15 protein-coding genes, 4 pseudogenes and 1 riboswitch are annotated in these 15,217 nt (G+C 60.0%); of the genes and pseudogenes, 11 read left to right on the top strand and 8 right to left on the bottom strand.

Going from position 1 to position 15,217, the window contains the following annotated elements:
- Positions 1-69: 69 nt before the first annotated feature.
- Complete coding sequence (locus DGO_RS23985) at positions 70-225, bottom strand: hypothetical protein (protein ID WP_014682967.1); 156 nt, start codon at positions 223-225, stop codon at positions 70-72.
- A 1,485-nt stretch (positions 226-1,710) separates the two neighbouring features.
- The gene (locus DGO_RS20105) at positions 1,711-2,250 is read right to left on the bottom strand and encodes a hypothetical protein (protein WP_145975572.1); all 540 of its coding nucleotides are present in this window, start codon (positions 2,248-2,250) and stop codon (positions 1,711-1,713) included.
- Between the two features lie 162 nt (positions 2,251-2,412).
- Between DGO_RS20105 and DGO_RS20100 the strand changes: the two are divergent.
- The 7 genes and pseudogenes from DGO_RS20100 (at position 2,413) to DGO_RS20080 (ending at position 8,643) form a co-directional block, all read left to right on the top strand.
- Positions 2,413-3,504 (top strand): annotated as a pseudogene (locus DGO_RS20100) (transposase).
- A gap of 200 nt (positions 3,505-3,704) precedes the next feature.
- Positions 3,705-4,742 (top strand): HoxN/HupN/NixA family nickel/cobalt transporter, encoded by a 1,038-nt coding sequence (locus DGO_RS20095; RefSeq protein WP_050920995.1) that lies wholly within the window; start codon positions 3,705-3,707, stop codon positions 4,740-4,742.
- A 450-nt stretch (positions 4,743-5,192) separates the two neighbouring features.
- Positions 5,193-5,759: an RNA polymerase sigma factor gene (locus tag DGO_RS22665; protein WP_226991572.1), complete on the top strand. Its 567-nt coding sequence runs from the start codon at positions 5,193-5,195 to the stop codon at positions 5,757-5,759.
- On the top strand, positions 5,756-6,430 hold the full coding sequence (locus tag DGO_RS22660) for an anti-sigma factor (RefSeq protein ID WP_014682959.1): 675 nt from the start codon (positions 5,756-5,758) through the stop codon (positions 6,428-6,430). The genes DGO_RS22665 and DGO_RS22660 overlap by 4 nt, the downstream gene beginning before the upstream one ends.
- Positions 6,431-6,495: 65 nt before the next feature.
- Positions 6,496-7,239, top strand: a complete 744-nt coding sequence (locus tag DGO_RS20085) for a hypothetical protein (protein ID WP_014682958.1) — start codon at positions 6,496-6,498, stop codon at positions 7,237-7,239.
- A gap of 166 nt (positions 7,240-7,405) precedes the next feature.
- The gene (locus DGO_RS22655) at positions 7,406-8,233 is read left to right on the top strand and encodes a TolB family protein (RefSeq protein WP_014682957.1); all 828 of its coding nucleotides are present in this window, start codon (positions 7,406-7,408) and stop codon (positions 8,231-8,233) included.
- A gap of 83 nt (positions 8,234-8,316) precedes the next feature.
- The gene (locus DGO_RS20080; RefSeq protein WP_014682956.1) at positions 8,317-8,643 is read left to right on the top strand and encodes a barstar family protein; all 327 of its coding nucleotides are present in this window, start codon (positions 8,317-8,319) and stop codon (positions 8,641-8,643) included.
- A 31-nt stretch (positions 8,644-8,674) separates the two neighbouring features.
- Here DGO_RS20080 and DGO_RS22650 read toward each other — a convergent pair.
- Positions 8,675-9,460: pseudogene (locus tag DGO_RS22650) on the bottom strand (IS982 family transposase).
- Between the two features lie 233 nt (positions 9,461-9,693).
- A riboswitch (Fluoride riboswitch) is annotated at positions 9,694-9,761 on the top strand.
- Positions 9,762-9,779: 18 nt separating this feature from the next.
- On the opposite strand from DGO_RS22650, the gene crcB reads away from it, so the two are divergent.
- On the top strand, positions 9,780-10,175 hold the full coding sequence (gene crcB, locus DGO_RS22645; RefSeq protein ID WP_014682953.1) for a fluoride efflux transporter CrcB: 396 nt from the start codon (positions 9,780-9,782) through the stop codon (positions 10,173-10,175).
- Positions 10,172-10,348: pseudogene (locus DGO_RS24985) on the top strand (DUF190 domain-containing protein); the annotation flags it as partial. The gene crcB and the pseudogene DGO_RS24985, both read left to right, overlap by 4 nt.
- A gap of 28 nt (positions 10,349-10,376) precedes the next feature.
- Here the strand turns inward: DGO_RS24985 and DGO_RS20070 are convergent.
- Positions 10,377-11,560 (bottom strand): IS3 family transposase gene (locus DGO_RS20070; RefSeq protein ID WP_085961163.1). Its coding sequence is split into 2 segments (ribosomal slippage): positions 10,377-11,281 and positions 11,281-11,560, totalling 1,185 coding nucleotides; the frame shifts between segments, so codons are not numbered across the junction.
- A 60-nt stretch (positions 11,561-11,620) separates the two neighbouring features.
- Here DGO_RS20070 and DGO_RS22635 point away from each other — a divergent pair.
- Positions 11,621-12,019 (top strand): annotated as a pseudogene (locus DGO_RS22635) (transposase); the annotation flags it as partial.
- On the top strand, positions 11,976-12,308 hold the full coding sequence (locus DGO_RS24980) for a DUF190 domain-containing protein (protein WP_420810592.1): 333 nt from the start codon (positions 11,976-11,978) through the stop codon (positions 12,306-12,308). The pseudogene DGO_RS22635 and the gene DGO_RS24980, both read left to right, overlap by 44 nt.
- 24 nt (positions 12,309-12,332) lie before the next feature.
- Here the strand turns inward: DGO_RS24980 and DGO_RS20060 are convergent, their stop codons facing one another.
- The 4 genes from DGO_RS20060 to DGO_RS22625 all read right to left on the bottom strand — a co-directional run bounded on the left by DGO_RS20060 (position 12,333) and on the right by DGO_RS22625 (position 15,205).
- Positions 12,333-12,656, bottom strand: a complete 324-nt coding sequence (locus tag DGO_RS20060) for a DUF305 domain-containing protein (RefSeq protein ID WP_050920994.1) — start codon at positions 12,654-12,656, stop codon at positions 12,333-12,335.
- Positions 12,657-12,664: 8 nt separating this feature from the next.
- Complete coding sequence (locus DGO_RS20055; protein WP_014682948.1) at positions 12,665-14,041, bottom strand: YncE family protein; 1,377 nt, start codon at positions 14,039-14,041, stop codon at positions 12,665-12,667.
- A gap of 133 nt (positions 14,042-14,174) precedes the next feature.
- Positions 14,175-14,774, bottom strand: a complete 600-nt coding sequence (locus tag DGO_RS21455; protein WP_014682947.1) for a response regulator transcription factor — start codon at positions 14,772-14,774, stop codon at positions 14,175-14,177.
- Positions 14,771-15,205: a hypothetical protein gene (locus DGO_RS22625; protein WP_014682946.1), complete on the bottom strand. Its 435-nt coding sequence runs from the start codon at positions 15,203-15,205 to the stop codon at positions 14,771-14,773. Before DGO_RS22625 ends, DGO_RS21455 begins: the two co-directional genes overlap by 4 nt.
- Positions 15,206-15,217 lie beyond the last annotated feature (12 nt).

Below are 15,217 nucleotides of genomic sequence, written 5' to 3'. Positions count from 1 at the left end.
GTGGAGGGCGCTGGACGTGGACTTCAGGCGGGGGCCGGGGGTCCGTGACCGGCCAGGGGAAGCTGGCGATCAAGCGCACCGCCGGGGCTCATGTGACGGGGTCAGGGTGAGGTGGCCCTGCCGGGTGCGTCGCCACTGCGCCAGGCGGTCCTGGGCGCCCTGGACGAACTGCCGCCATTCGGTCTCGGAGAGCTGGCTGAGTGCGGTGGTGGGGGATGGATTCATGCCTGTTCTCCTGGGATGGGTTGCGTGACCCTCAAGTCGAGCGTAGGGGCGTTTCTGGTTGGCACGTGGGTTGTGCGCGCTGCTTCCGGGGGATCTGGGGGGTAGAGCCCCCGGGTAAAGAGCAGGGAGAGGGCAATCACCAGAACGGCAAGGAACATGCCTTCAGCTCTCCCCAACGGGGGAGGGATGTTCTGGGGGAGTGAACGGCAACGGTGACCCCCTAGGTGTTGGAGGTCCTGCAATGGGTCTGGGGGACAATGCATCTCGGGGGGTGTAGGGCGACATCGTGCGCACGGTTGCCCAGGGCAGACACGCGCTCGTGCTCATGCCCACTGGGGGTGCGAAGAGCCTGTGTCACCAGCTGCCAGGCCTCCTGCGTCTCGGGGTGGGCACCGTCGTCTACCTGCTGATCACGTTGATGAAAGACCAGGGGGACACCCTGCGTCAGCTGAGCGTGTACGCGGCCTATTTGAACTCGACCTTCTCATGGCGGCCCGGACGGCCTGCTCGACCGTCTTGACGAGGCGACTGGAGCTGCTACACCGGGCACGGATCGCCATGTGCACGGTCAATGAGGCGCACTGCGTTCCCCAATGGGGGTATGACTTCCGCCCGGAGTCCCATGGAACGACGGCAGACCTGATTGGGTTCCTGCGCCTGGGGCGAGACGCATCGGAGCCTAGAGAGTGCGCATCCTGGATGCGACCGATATAGAACTCGACGAGTCGTCCCCAACCGACGCTGATTCTCCAGTGCAAGCGGCATCCTGGGGGATGTCCTTGACGCGCCGCTGAGCTCCTTCATGTGACTCCTGGTGGAGAGGAGGCAGCTCAGCCGCCTGGACCGGGCGTGCTGGCACAAGCGTTGTTGGTCCCCAGGGGACGTGAGCGAGTGCGGTAGAGGTTTGGCAGACGAACCCCCCTGATTCCAGTCCGACTGAGGACGGAGGCCAGGGGGTAAATGTGGACGTCAGCGGCCCGCGCAGGGCTGGATCAGAAGCATTTGCCGCAGGGGTCGCGGCGGCAGGGGGGGCAGGGTTCAGCGTGGGTCATGAGGCATGTCCTCTTCAGCAGCCGAAGCACGGATCGTGCTTGCGCGCCGGGCTGGCGCACTCTGGGCAGGGCGACCGCTTCGTGTTCCCCTGGGGGGTGCCGATGCAGCCAGGGCAGGGTTCGCGCAGGGTGGGTGCGGGTTCGTTCAGCAACCGAGGCATGGATCCCTCCAGGGGGCCAAGTCCGCTGAGGGCGGGCAGGCATGTGGATCGCGGCAGCCAGGGCATGGGCCGCCTTCCGAGTTGGGGGCCGGGCTGGGGCAGCCCGAGCAGGGTCCACTCTTAGCAGCCAGCACAGGGCTTATCCGATCGAGAATGAGACGTCAGGGCTGTAGGAATCATAGGAGGACCTCCTTGGGGTGCGACAGGTTTCAGCATAGAGCTTGCACGAAACCGCGCGGATGCCTGCTGAAGCATGTGGGCGGTCATCCTTCCTAAGGAACATGTCTGAAGTCGTTCGCGCTGAAGAGGCTCGGCATAGAAGCCCGGTCCAGCCACGCCCCAATCTCCCGAAGGCCACGTTCCACTGACCTGAAGGCGACGTATGTGCCGTCACAGCTGTCGGCGTGCGTGAAACTCAGCGCCTGAACGCGTTGGGCACTGTTCACGCGGCCAACGTGGGTCCGCAAGCCTTCCTCGTGCGCGCGGGCGAGGAGCGTGGCCCCCCATCGCCGGCGCCAGGGGTCACTTCCACCCAGGAAGGCGACCTGGGCACCTACAGGAAACGCTTCGTCCTCGGCCCCGTCCTGAAGCACATAGGCCAGAGGCAACGGGGTCGCGGCCAACTCGCGGGCGTAGTGGGTGAAGACGTTCAGGGTGGCCTCCGCATCCTGGATGACGTCCGGGACAACCAGAAAGTGACAGGTCGCCGCCCAGGGCTCGAGGCGCTGGATCTGCGCAAAGTACAGGTCCTCGTCGAAGCCGTACTTGCTCACGGCCCCGCAGTCACTGGCCCAGGCCCGCCTTATATGCACTTGGCTGATTGTAATTTGAGTTACTTAAAATGATTCAAAAGAGAGTGAACGCGCCAACTTCAAGGTCGAAACGCTGGCTGATCCACTCCAGTGAATCAGCCTCTCTCAGGAGTTGCACCTGCATAAGACGAAAAAAGCGCTCCCAGACGCGAGAGTCTGGGCGTGTCGAAGTCGCAGCCTCTCTGGGAGCGTGCCCGCATACTGACAGACCGCCTGCTGGCCGTTCCTCCCACGGCTTACCAGCAACGCAGCCTCGGGGCTGCGTTCTCTCTTTTTCTCAATCCAGACGTGAAGACGGCTCTTCACCGAGCCGAGCTCGTCAGCGCCAGTGCCCTCAGTCGCTTCTTCAACGAATACGACTGGGACACCACCGCGTGCTGGACCCTTCTAAGGGACGCCCAGTGAGACCTCCTGCTCCAGGCGGCTCAGCGGAAACATCATCCGCGCCTGCGGCTGAGTGTCGATCTCACCAGCGTCCCGAAAACGGGACGCCAGCTCCCGTTCGTTCGCGTTTACAACGAGGTCCACGGCATCCATCTCGTCATCCTCTTTGCGCACTACGGGACCCTGAAGTTCCCAGTGGGGTACCGGGTGTACCGCGGCAAAGGGACACCCACACCCGTCACACTGGCCCGTGACCTGCTGCGCACTATTCCGCACACCATCCGCACCCGGTTCCGGGTGCGTGTCCTCGCCGATAGCGGCTTCGAGGCAGCCGCCTTTCTTGACGAGGTTCGGACGCTGGGCTTTGAATTCGTGGTCGGGGTACGGTCGACCAGGCGCACCGATCATCCTGGCGTCGTCACCGTTGCCGATTGCCCGCATGGCGGGTACGTCGAGCTCCAGAACTGGCCGCACGACACCCTGACGCTCGGTCGCGTTCAGCGCGGCCAACGTGTGTTCCATGCGGTGTCCTCTGAGTTGATGGAGGGCGACGAGGTGATCTCAGAAGGGGCAAAGCGCTGGCCTACCTCGTCGTTCTTCAAGGAGAGCAAGCATCAGTTTGGGCTGAACCGTTTCGCACTGCGGACCGCAAGGGGATTGGACCGGTGGCTGCTGCTGATCTTCGTCGCCTGGACGCTGACCCTGCTGGGCGCACAACCGGGCCAAACGCTGGCGAGCAGCGCACGACGTGCGCTGCTCGCTCTTCAGCCGGAGCTGTATCTGGGCCGCCTGCTGCACTTCTTCACGAGAAACGCGGAATTTCTCGGCCAGCACAGCTATTCATTGTCCTATGCGAGGTGCAACTTCTGAGCCTCTCGCTGAGGCTGATGCTCCAATGTCTACAAAACTTGTCTCTACGTCGACAAGCAACCACGTCTGGGAGAGTGATCAGAGCATCCTCCTTCTGGCATGTATGGTAAACAGCCTTTTGACAGACGCGATGAACAGAAATCTGTCCAGGGCTTGCGCTCCGCCCATTCGCTTCTCACCTCCCCTGCTTCGGAGATTGAATGACTCACCCCCCTACTCACCTGACATCAACGGTCCCGTTTGGTCCTCCGCTGACCATTCGCCAGAGCGCCCGCCAAGGCTTGCCTTACCTCCTGGTGGTGCTCGGCCTCCACATCCTGGTGGTGCTCGGCCTCCACATCCTGGCGCTCCTCCTTTGGATTCCCGCTGCGCTGCACTCGCCACTCCTCTGGGGCGTCGGTCTTACGGCCTACCTCTTCGGTCTGCGCCATGCCTGGGACGCCGATCACATTGCCGTGATCGACAACACGGTCCGCAAGCTCCTAATGCTGAAACGCTCAGCCTACGGCGTCGGTCTGTTTTTCAGCCTGGGGCATTCATCCGTCGTCTTCCTGATGGCCGTTGTCGCTGCCGTGATCGGCAAAGCGCTGCTGGGTGCTCAGGACGGTATCGGCGTCTTCGGCGGCTGGGTCGGCCCGTTCGTAGCGGGTGCATACCTGCTGACCGTTGCCATCGTGAATCTCTCTGGCATCGCCCGAATGCTGCGCGAGGGGCCGCACGCCCATACGCACAGCGGCCTCCTCGCCCGCTTCATCGCACCCTTAACCGCATTGGTATCGCGGCAATGGCAAGTCCTCCCTCTGGGCTTCCTCATGGGGTTGGGTTTCGACACGGCCTCTGAGATCGCGCTGCTGGCTTTGTCCGGAGCAGCAGCGCAACAAGGTCTAGGTTGGGCGGCCATCGTGGCCCTGCCTCTCCTGTTCGCAGCAGGGATGACCTTGCTGGACACGCTGGATGGTGTCGCCATGACCCATGCGTATGGCTGGGCTCTCCATGATCCCCGCAAAAAGAAGGCCTACAACCTTCTGGTCACGGGCCTGTCGGGTGCCATCGCACTGGTGATTGGCGTGGTGACCCTCTCGCAGTGGGCGGGCGAGCATTTCCCCGTGGCCGCCCGTGGGCTGGCAGCATTCCAAGATGTGGACGTCTCGCCACTGGGCTTCTGGCTGGCTGGCGCGACACTCGTGCTTTTCGTGTTGGCGAGTCTGCGCTACAACGCACGACGACCCCACTCTTGAGCTATGACCCGGGGCGGGTTCTCTCCCTGTGACTTTGCCTTTTCGTATTGCGGCTCCTAGAGATTATGCCCTCCAAACCGCATTGGATAGGCCTTGTAGGAGGATATACACCACGTCTCCGCCGCCTTCAGCTTCTTCCTACACCGTTTGCTGAGGGATGGGATTCGTTCGGGGCCGTGAAGATCACCATCCCCAATGCCTGGGCGGCCCTGGGAAAGCTGCATTGCTCCCCATCGTCCCCCCAGGAAACTTTCGGGGAAGTAGGCATCATGAATATCGCACAGGCCGTTGCAACCGACGAACCTGACGAACAAGATTTTGTTTCATCCGCTCGTACGGATGTCGCTCTTGCAGTCAACCTCATGCATCTAAACCCGACTCCCCATGCATATCACAGGCGTGTCGCCTCCTCGCGCGCGTCCACTGACCCAACCCTCCAAAGTCCCCCTTATGCCACGTACTGACGCGCAAGTTTCACTGACCCCTCATCCCCATCATTATCTCATCGTGCGGCTCCAGCAAGAACATCCAGACGCCCTTCGGGCGCTGTATGACGAATTCTCTGCCCTGACCTACCGGGTCTGCCTGCGGATGCTTTCCTCTCCCGAAGATGCTGAGGAAGCCGTACAGGATACGTTCCTTCGTCTGGACGCTCAAGCCAGGCGTTATGACCCGGCGCGCGGCACCGTACAGACCTTCGTTCTGACCATCGCCCACCACCTCTGTCTTGAACGTCTGCGCGCCCGCCGTGCCCGGCCCCAGGCCAGAGACGGTAAATCCGACGATCCTCCCTTCGACCTCGTTGCGCCACCACCCATCCGCGATCCTTTGGATCAGGCGCTGGTCGAAGCCGCGTTGCGCTCGCTCCCAGAGACCGACCGTCTCCTGCTCGAGGGCATGTTCTTCGATGGCTATACCCATGCTGAACTGACCGCCCGTACTGGGCTTCCCCTGGGCACCGTCAAAAGCCGCCTGCGCCGAGCACTGCTCAAACTCAAGGACCGGATGACGCCATGACCCATCCCACTGAACTGCTGCCTGGATACGTCCTCAGTGATTTGAACCCTCTGGAGTTGGAGGCAGTCGAAACGCATCTGCTGGGCTGCCCAAACTGCCGGACTGAAGTCGCACACCTACGGGATGCACTGTTCTCCCTGGCGGACGCCCTGCCCCCCGCCGCACCACCCCCACAGACCTGGGCCCGTATCGAGGCGCGGCGCACCACTCCACTGCCTTCTTCCCCACACCATTCAGGCTTCAACCGGAAAGTCTGGCTCGGCATCGCTGCGGCTGTCGCTCTGTTGACTTTGGGCGGCCTCACCTCCCGGTCCGTACTGTTATCCCAGGAAACAGCACAGCAGACGCTTCAGCGCTGGGAAGCCCAAGGCGCCACCCAACGGCAACTGACCACACGTAGTGGAAAAGATTTTGGCACACTGCTGGTTCGTCCGGACGGGCAAGCCCTCATCCTGCTGGACCGTCCAGCACCCGCAGGGCAGGTCTACCAGGCTTGGGGACGTCAGGCCAGCGGACCCCGCGCTGGTGTACCCGTCAGCCTGGGCCTCACGGGCGGGGCGGCGCTTCAGGTCACGTGGACAGGCTTCGACTCTGTCGGAATCAGCGTGGAGCCGACCGGGGGAAGTGCAGCGCCCACCCAGCCGCTGGGCCGCGTGGACCTTAGGGGATAGTGATCCCTGAACCCGGCTTGCATCCAAACTGCAGGCTTGAGGCATACGGGAAGCGGAGGATATCCATGAAGACCCTGATCCGCTCGAGCCGCTCCCTTCTTCTCGTCACGCCCCTCTTGCTCGCCGGTGCCCTGGCACAGACCGGGCCTGCGGCTTCCACCCTGACGGTGCGTCAGGATGCCAAGCTCGGCCCGGTCCTTACAGGGCCGGACGGGCGCACCCTGTATCTGTTCACCAAGGACGTGCCGGGAGTGAGCAACTGCATTGGGCCGTGCGCCGTGAACTGGCCGCCCCTGACCGCCACCGCCCTGCCCCCACGGCCCGCGGGCCTGAGTGGTCGCCTGAGCCTGGTCGCGCGAGCAGACGGCACGCAGCAGGTCGCGTATAACGGCGTGCCCCTGTACTTTTGGAAGGGGGACACGAAGCCTGGGGACACGACAGGGCAAGGGGTGATGAACGTCTGGTTTGCAGTCAACGCAGGGCCTACGGTGCAAATGGGTCGTGCGGGCGCATTGGGCAGTGTACTGACTGGGCCGAACGGATTGACGCTCTATACCTTCGCCAAGGACACAACTGGGGTCAGCAACTGCACTGGGCCCTGCGCGATCAACTGGCCGCCATTGCTGGTTTCGCAATTGCCCAGTCGGGGTATTGCGGTGCGCGGCGCTCTGGGGACGCTGACTCGCGCAGACGGTAGTAAACAGGTGACGTATCAGGGATATCCCTTATACTTCTGGAAGAATGACACCAAAGCAGGCGAGGCCAGCGGCGAGGGTGTTATGAACGTCTGGACTGTGGCGCGTCCTTAAATCGTAGAAGAGTAAAAAATTATATATCTTACTACAGTCAGAATGATGTTCGAGTGAAGTAGTTGGAATTTAATAAATTAAAATTGGCGTCAGTGATCTTATCGATGAGGATCTCCTTTACTTCGTGGGGCGTTGCACCAGCACAATTAACACTATAGAATTAATTATGTTATATTTTCACTCTCCTCAAGCATTAACCTCGGGAAGCGACGTGGATTTACGGGCCAACTGGTCTCCAGATGGACACACAATTCTATTCGAGCGCCTTCAGGGCGGAAGGCGACATTTGTGGAACATTTGCTTGAAAGATCGACAGGAATCTATCTATAGTCAAGTAAACTTACCCAGCAGCAATAGTACAGGTCGTGCTGCCTTTCTAACTCCTGAAGAATTTGTATTTGTAAGCGATCAATCCGGTCAATCGGCGTTATATCTCTCCCATACCGGAGTTATCACATCTTTGTATGCCCCAGAGCAGGCCTGTCACGGCCCTGCTTTCGGGGCAAATGGTCATTGGCCGATGTTGTTTTTTCAACAAGCTGATCAGAATGAATACCATATTTATAAGCTTGAAGAAGATGGACAGGCAATACGACTGACCTCGGGCAATACCGTCGAGGATCAGCCATGGCCTTTACCTGATGGGAAAACATTTGTGTACCATGCCCAGGTTGAAAATCAGCATCTGATCTACCACCAAGCGATTTCTCCTGATGCAACACCAATTTGCTTGAGTATTGCGGATGAGGGCACGGCCTATGTTACGCCTTTCCCATCGCCAGATGGCACATGGATCGCGTTCACCTCCGCTCAAGAAGGGTCAGAGCAAATCTGGATCATGCGTGTGGACGGTACAGAGCGACAGCAAATCACTTTTGGGGAACCGCATAGCTTTCCGGCATGGAGTCCAGATGGCCAGATGATCGTCTGTACACAGGGTCAGCCCACAGCTAAGCAGCCAACGGGTAAGCTTATACTGCTTAGAATAAGCTAATACAGCTCAGTGCACCGCGAATAGGGGTTGACGTTGTTGAGGGCTTGTGCGCTTCCAGCGCGCATGTCAGGCCACAATAGGGAATGGCTCAGGTGACGTTCGATACGGCGAGTGTTCGGGACTGGCAGTCATTTCATGACGTGTCAATGCGGACGTTTGGCTTCCCTAATTTTTACGGCCGCAACATGAACGCCTGGATCGACTGTCTGACCTATCTCGACGAAGGGGATGGAATGTCCAGCTTCATTCTCGGCCCGGATGAGCTTCTGCACATCCACGTGCCTGATTTTGCGATCTTCGCCGCACGTCTGCCAGACGTGTCAAGTGCTTTTCTCGACTGTGTCGCTTTTGCCAACCAGCGATATGTGGAGCGAGAAGGGACGTCTCGACTGAGCTTGGTTCTTCAATAGGCATCCCCTGTGGCCCCATGGGAATCCTTCCTCAGGCCAACAGGTCGATAAATTTCAGGTTGTGTGCCAGGACGCTCAGCGCCACCTTCAGTCGCAGGCTCAGAAGTGTCTTGACTTGACCCCATCGCAGGCCCGCACTGACCAGGACGGAAAAAGCGGATTTGATGCACTTCCTCGCTGCGCCATACTCTGGCTTCCACCGTGGATCACACCGTTTTGCATTGACCTTCGGTGGCGTCAAGCACGTGCCCGACTGATACCCCTTATCCCCAATCTGCTTCGGCCCTCCATAAGAGGGCCAATCTGTGTTCATCTCACACAGCACGGTAAAATCATGCAGATTTGCTGGGCGAATCTCGTACTTCGCGATCTTGCCGTTCAGGGTGCACCAAGCGTGCAGCTTGAAGCCGTACACCGGCCCAGTCGTACTGAATCCATATCGAGCGCCACGAAATTTACACCGTGGGGCGCGCTTGAACGTCGAAACGGGCAAGGGTTCCGAATCGACCGCGATAAAGTCCAGTGCTTGGACTTCGGTGGCCAACTGCTCGATCACCGGGGTCAACCGGGCAAGGCGGATGCGGGCCTGGGGCTCAGAAGGAAAGTCCGGGAAGTGGTTGAGTTTGAGAAAGCGCTACCAGCGACTGAAATACGGCACCTTGTGGAGTCGTTGGAGGATCGCAACCCCGATGAGATCAGCATCGCTGATCTTCTCGTGGGCATGGAGGAGCTTCGGCGGAATGTGCGGCTGAATCCAGCGGCTCAGAAGAGGGATGGCGACAGTCAGCGGCAGTGACGTGAGATCGGGACGGCCCATACGCATCGTCCCTTTCGCATTTTTGATCCTACAGGTCAACCCCTATTCGCGGTAGTGCATTAAATCAAAGTATAGCACAAGACCTTAAATAAATTTAAACTTGATAATGTATCTTCAGAATGTATAGTTAAAAGCCGATTTCACTTGATCCTATAAATCTTATTTTTCAAAGTACCGTACAGAGGAATTTTTAGGCATTGTTGAAAAGCTATGATCGGAAAATCTGCTAGAGTAGCTCTATAGGCGATGGCATTCGCCCTCCACAACCGCCCCGTGTCCGGCTGATGATGCCTACTCCTCAGGACGCAGGGGGCAAAACATGCCAATCTGGTTAGGAATTGCCCTGGGCGGTGCGGCAGGTGCATTGGCTCGTTACGGTTTGAATCTTGCCATCCAGACACGCCTATGGCCGACTGCCTGGGCCGCCTTCCCACTCGGCACCTTGGTCATCAATGTCCTGGGCTGCTTCTTGCTTGGTCTGGTCATCGCCCTGAATGCCCGAGGATTGGTGAGTGCCGAATGGCGTTTGGCGTTCGGAACAGGTTTCGTCGGTGCCTTCACCACCTTCAGCACATTTACCTGGGAAAGCGATCTCCTCCTGCGCAACAGCGAGAGCCTTCACGCCTCTCTGTACATCCTCGGAAACCTCCTGCTGGGTTATGTTGCCGTTCTCCTCGGACGCTGGGTGGCTGTCCGGCTTGGAGGTGGATTGTGATCTGGCAGAACGCTGAACTTCTGCGGTGTTATCTGGGAAGCACCGATAAGGTGGGCAGCCAAACGGCCTACGACTGGCTGATACAGGAGGCGAAGCGTCTTGGGCTCCCTGGAGCGACCGTCACACATGGAAGCATTGGATATGGACAGGATGGGCGCATCCACCATAACCGTCTGTTCCAATTGGTGAAATTGCAAGGGTTTAGTGGAGGGACAGTTCAGGATAGGGGGCTTGCTCCTCGAAGGCTGCCGGAGAGCGGTGGCCTAACGACGAGTGACGACGTTGCCGGTTGTAAAAGACCTCAATCCACTCAAACACCTCACTGCGGGTCTGAGCACGCGTGCTGCGTGCTTGGTGAAGGTCAAGTTCTACTTTCAGGGTTGAGAAAAAGCTTTCCTGAACAGCATTATCCCAACACTCCCCCTTGTTGCTCAGGCTCTGGATCGCCTGAAGGCGCTCCAGGGCCTGTCGGTAGACCTCGCTGGTGTACTGGCTTCCTCGGTCAGAATGGTGGAGCAGCCCGGCACCCGGTTGTCTTCTCTGCCAAGCCATGTTCAGCGCGTCCAGAGTCAGAGGCGTGTGAAGGCGCTCATGGAGCGCCCAGCCGACGATCTTCCTCGAAAAGAGGTCCATGACGGTCGCCAAGTACAGCCAGCCCTCAGTCGTCGGCAGGTACGTGATGTCGGTCACCCACTTCTGGTTGGGCTGATCGGCCTTGAACTCCCGGTTCAGGAGATTTTCTGCGACTGGCTGGTGGGGTGAGGTTTTGGTGGTTACGCGGAACTTCCGCTTGCTGCGAGCAACCAAGTCTGCTGCCTTCATCAACCGCCCGATCCGTTGCCGGCTCACCCGTTCGCCCTCATCGGCCAGATCGGCCTGAATTCTCGGGGTACCGTAGGTCCCCCGGCTGTGCTGATGGCTGACTCTGATTTTCTCGGTCAGGGCACGGTCTTGCCGTGCCCTGGCACTCTCCGGCCTTCCCCGCCAGGCGTAATACCCGCTCACACTGACCTCCAGCACTTGGCACATCAGCTCCACCGGGAATGCTTCCTGGTGCTGCTGGATGAAGGCGAAAATCAGCTTTGTTTGGCGAAGAAGGCCACCGCTTTTTTCAGGATATCCCGCTCCTGTCGGGCAATGTCCAGCTCGCGTTCAAGGTGCTTGATCCGGTCTTCCTGTTCAGAGCGACCTGCGATGCCACGCCCCGTGAAGACGGGGCGTCCCTTGGCACGCTGCACTTCCAGCTGCTGTTTCCAGCGAACGACGTAGTGAGCGGGGACGCCGAGATCGCGGGCGATCTGGGCGCAACTCTTGCCCGTCGATTCAACCAGTCGCACAGCCTCCTGCTTGAACTCCGCGGTGTACTGCTGCTTGGGGGTGGGCATAACTGCCTCCAGTCTGAATCAGACTGAACTCCCCCTCCACAAAACCCTAGCAAGACCACTCGTTGGGGTTACGGCACGCAGGGAGACGTCTACGGATACAAGTTGCACGCGTGGGTGACCGCTTCGGGTGCCATCGTGCAGTATCTGATCCGACCAGCCAATTTGCACGATACGACCGTAAGCTACGAGCTCAACCGGCGGTGGCCCGACTTCGGCGGGCCACGCATCATCGGTGATAAGGGGTACTGCTGCTTGGGCTACGTGTTCCCACCGAAGAGGAATACCCGGTACGACACGGGGTGGCGGCCTGGCCGCCACCCTCGATTGCGAAAACGCATTGAAACGGTGTTCTCTAGTTTGGTCGAGGCTCAGATTCGCTCTGTGCAGACGAAAACGTTGCGGTCGCTCCGTCTCCGTGTCGTCCTGGCCATACTCGCTCACAACATTGCCCAACCCTAAACGGGGTACACAAGTGGGAGACCACATAGAACAGCGGCCTCTGGCCGAAATCGTCATTGAAACAGCCCACGCTCTCAACCTGACCACAGCGTTTGCCCAGCGTGGAGCCGGCGGCTTTGGGCAACATGGGCAGATCGTCAATCCCATCCTTCTGGAAGTACGCCCCACTCAACAGCCGGTAATTATTCAGGTCTTAGGCCGACGGTCTCAACTGGACCTCTTGTTGTCTCATCTGGAGAACCTTGACCTCCCAAGTCGGTTGTGGGTGCTCGAACCGCTCACCGCTTGAACCCCCTAAGGGGAACGCTTCCCTCTAAGGTTGATGCTCTCCCCGCTGTGTCGTAGACCCACCTTTCAAGAGTTGCTGCATATACTCGATCTCCAGTGCTTGCTCCGTCAGGATTTCCTGGGCCAGCCGCCGCACCTGCGGATTCTGGCCGTAGAGCAATTCTGCTTTCGCAGCGTCTACGGCCCCCTGATGGTGTGGAATCATCATGGTCAGAAAGTCACGGTCGGGTTGACCCGAAGGCGGCGCAGCGTGCATGCCTTGATGCATCCGGGTCATGGCGAGATTCATCATCTCCTGAAAGCCCAGACCCCCAGCAAAAGCTCCACCCATCAGCAGGAAGGCCAGCATGACCCCTTTCATTTGGTCTGCACCAGCACAGGGGCGCCCCCAGCTTTGGGAACAACACTCAGCTGACCTGCACCCTGCGGGGCATTCAGGATCTGCTTGACCGGCCCGATGGTCTGCGCAGTCACGCCCCCCTGGGCAGTGGTCGTCAGGGCCGCGAGATCTTCAGTTTGGCCGCCCGGGAGACTCAGGCGTAGCACATAGGCGGTATCCGGGGACAAGCCCGTTGCCACGATCTGTACGAGGTCCACCAGGCCAAGTGGATTGATGCTGACGGTGGCCCGCGCTGTACCCCTGGACGTGAGGGTCACCGTCAGGGTGCGCCTCGTGCTGTCGAGAGACGTCAGATTGGCTGTGCCCTCGCCCGAGCGGACCGCGCCCGGCACGTAGACCAATGCCTGGGGAAGTTGCCCAGTGGGAACCTGACCGATCACCGTGTTGTTCGCCGTGTCGATGATCTGCACCTGATCTGCGGCCTCTAACCCGATGTAGACGCGTCGCCCATCCGGCGCAGCCCAGGCCCCGTGCGGCAATGCTCCTGTCGGGATGGTCGCCACCAGCCGGGGCGAGGCATCGCGCGTATATACCCGGACCACGTTCAGGCCACCCACCGTGACATAGGCGAAGTTACCAGCAGACGTATCCGCCAGCGCGACATGATTCGTGACCGGGCCACTGCCAAGCGTCGCCGTGACTTTGAATGGTGGAAGTCCTTGCATCACTTGCACCTTGCCGCTGTCTTTCAGGGTGAACCAGACCTGATCACCCTGCGGACTGACCGCCAGGTTGGGGCTGAATGGACTGGCCTGCGGTACTCGGGCGATGACTCGGTACGTACGCGTGTCGATGACGCTGAGTTCTGGGGTGAAGCTCGACGGCACATAGGCGTAGGGCGCTCTCGGGTTGAACAGCACCATGCCAGGACCGTCCGGCACGGGAATGCGGCGTGTCTCGGTCAGGCGCACGGGATCGACGACCGAGATGTAATTCTCGCCCCGTACGGCCACCCACAGCTCGCGCCCATTGGGCGTGAAGAACGCCTCGTGGGGGCTGCGGCCCAACCGGACCTTACCGCGCACAGTATTGGTCGCCGTATCGATGAACGTCACCGAGTTCGAGCCGATGGACACGGCTGCAAGGGTCCGGCCGTCCGGCGAGAAGCCCAGCCCATGGACCAGCAGTTCGCCCTTATAGAGTGGTCCGAGTGCCGCGGGGACAGAGTCGCCCAGACGAATGAGTCCCAGAAGCTTCCGAGTCGACGGATCGATGACTGAAACAGTATTCGAAGACTGATCGGCGGTATAGACGCGGTCACCCGCATTCTGCGCAGCAGCAGAGAGAGGCATGATGCTGGCGAGCAGGACAGCGGTCAGGCGGGATAGGGACATGCGAACTCCTGGGATGAAGGGAAAGCCAGAGAAGATGAGGGGTGAGTTCCGGGTGACTCAAAGGACTAGCTCTTTTCTCTATGCCCCGTCACCCTGTTTTGGATGCAGGCAGGGCTCTCCCCTCTCCCTACACTCAGGCCAGGCCCAGGCGGACCGCGCACATGGCTGCCTGAGTCCGGTTGGTCACCTGCAACCGGGCAAAGGTTTTTGACAGCCGATTCCGAATGGTCTTCTCGGAGAGGTGCAGCGTCGCAGCGATATCGCGGTTGCCCAAACCCTGGGCCAACAGTTGCAGCAGTTCCCGGTCCTGGTTCAGCAGAGGCGCTACCTCAGGAGGGGGTAAGAACGCCTGGATGCGGGCCGAGAACTCGCCCTGATGAACACGTTCAATATCCTCCAGCAGCTCGGACATCGTGACGGCCCTGCCGAGATGGGCCGTCTCCGACCACGGTCCGGGACCGGCCCGCTGACCAGAACTCAGGGTCAGGACGCTCTGGCCGGGCAGGGCTGTCATCATGTCCGGCCAGAGGTGGCGAATCCGACCGGAGGCGTCGTCCAGATCGATGAGGACCACATCGGGACGCAATGCGGCGAGGTAACGCACAACCTGATCTTCCGGCGAGAGTGTGGCGAGCAACTCGACCCCAGCGGCCCGCAAGGCCTGGCCCAGTCCCTCACGCAGCAGCCCCTGTGCGGAAACCAGCACGAGCCGGGTACGCCGGGCACCGCTCATTCCGCTTCCGGATCTGGACAGAAAGATTCGACGATCAGCGGGCCATAGTAATGAATGAAGTGCCCCCCATGGCCGCGGAGAAGATGACAGATCCGCCGCGCCTGTTCTTCGTGTCGGGTGGCCACCAGGAGGACGAGATGTCCACGCGCCAGTTCCAACTCGTAGCGCCGCACGTAAGAGTACTCATCGGTCAGGCCCTGAACTTCACGGCGCAGCCGGGCCAGCAGGCCATGACGTTCGCCCGTGAAGTCCAGGCGCAGTTCGCCTACCCGGCCCACCAGCAACTCGACATCCTGCTCGCGGAGACTTTCCTGCTCCAGAATACCCTGCACGGCGGCCTGCGCCTCATCCGGATCGTCCAGCACACCGATCAGGTGGTTGACGAATGAGGCGAGCATACGGGGTTTGTGGTGGGTCAATTCATACGTCATGGCAGACCTCCA

It is taken from the genome of Deinococcus gobiensis I-0 (assembly GCF_000252445.1).
GTDB classification, from domain to species: domain Bacteria; phylum Deinococcota; class Deinococci; order Deinococcales; family Deinococcaceae; genus Deinococcus; species Deinococcus gobiensis.
This window is presented reverse-complemented; position numbering and strand designations above follow the sequence as displayed.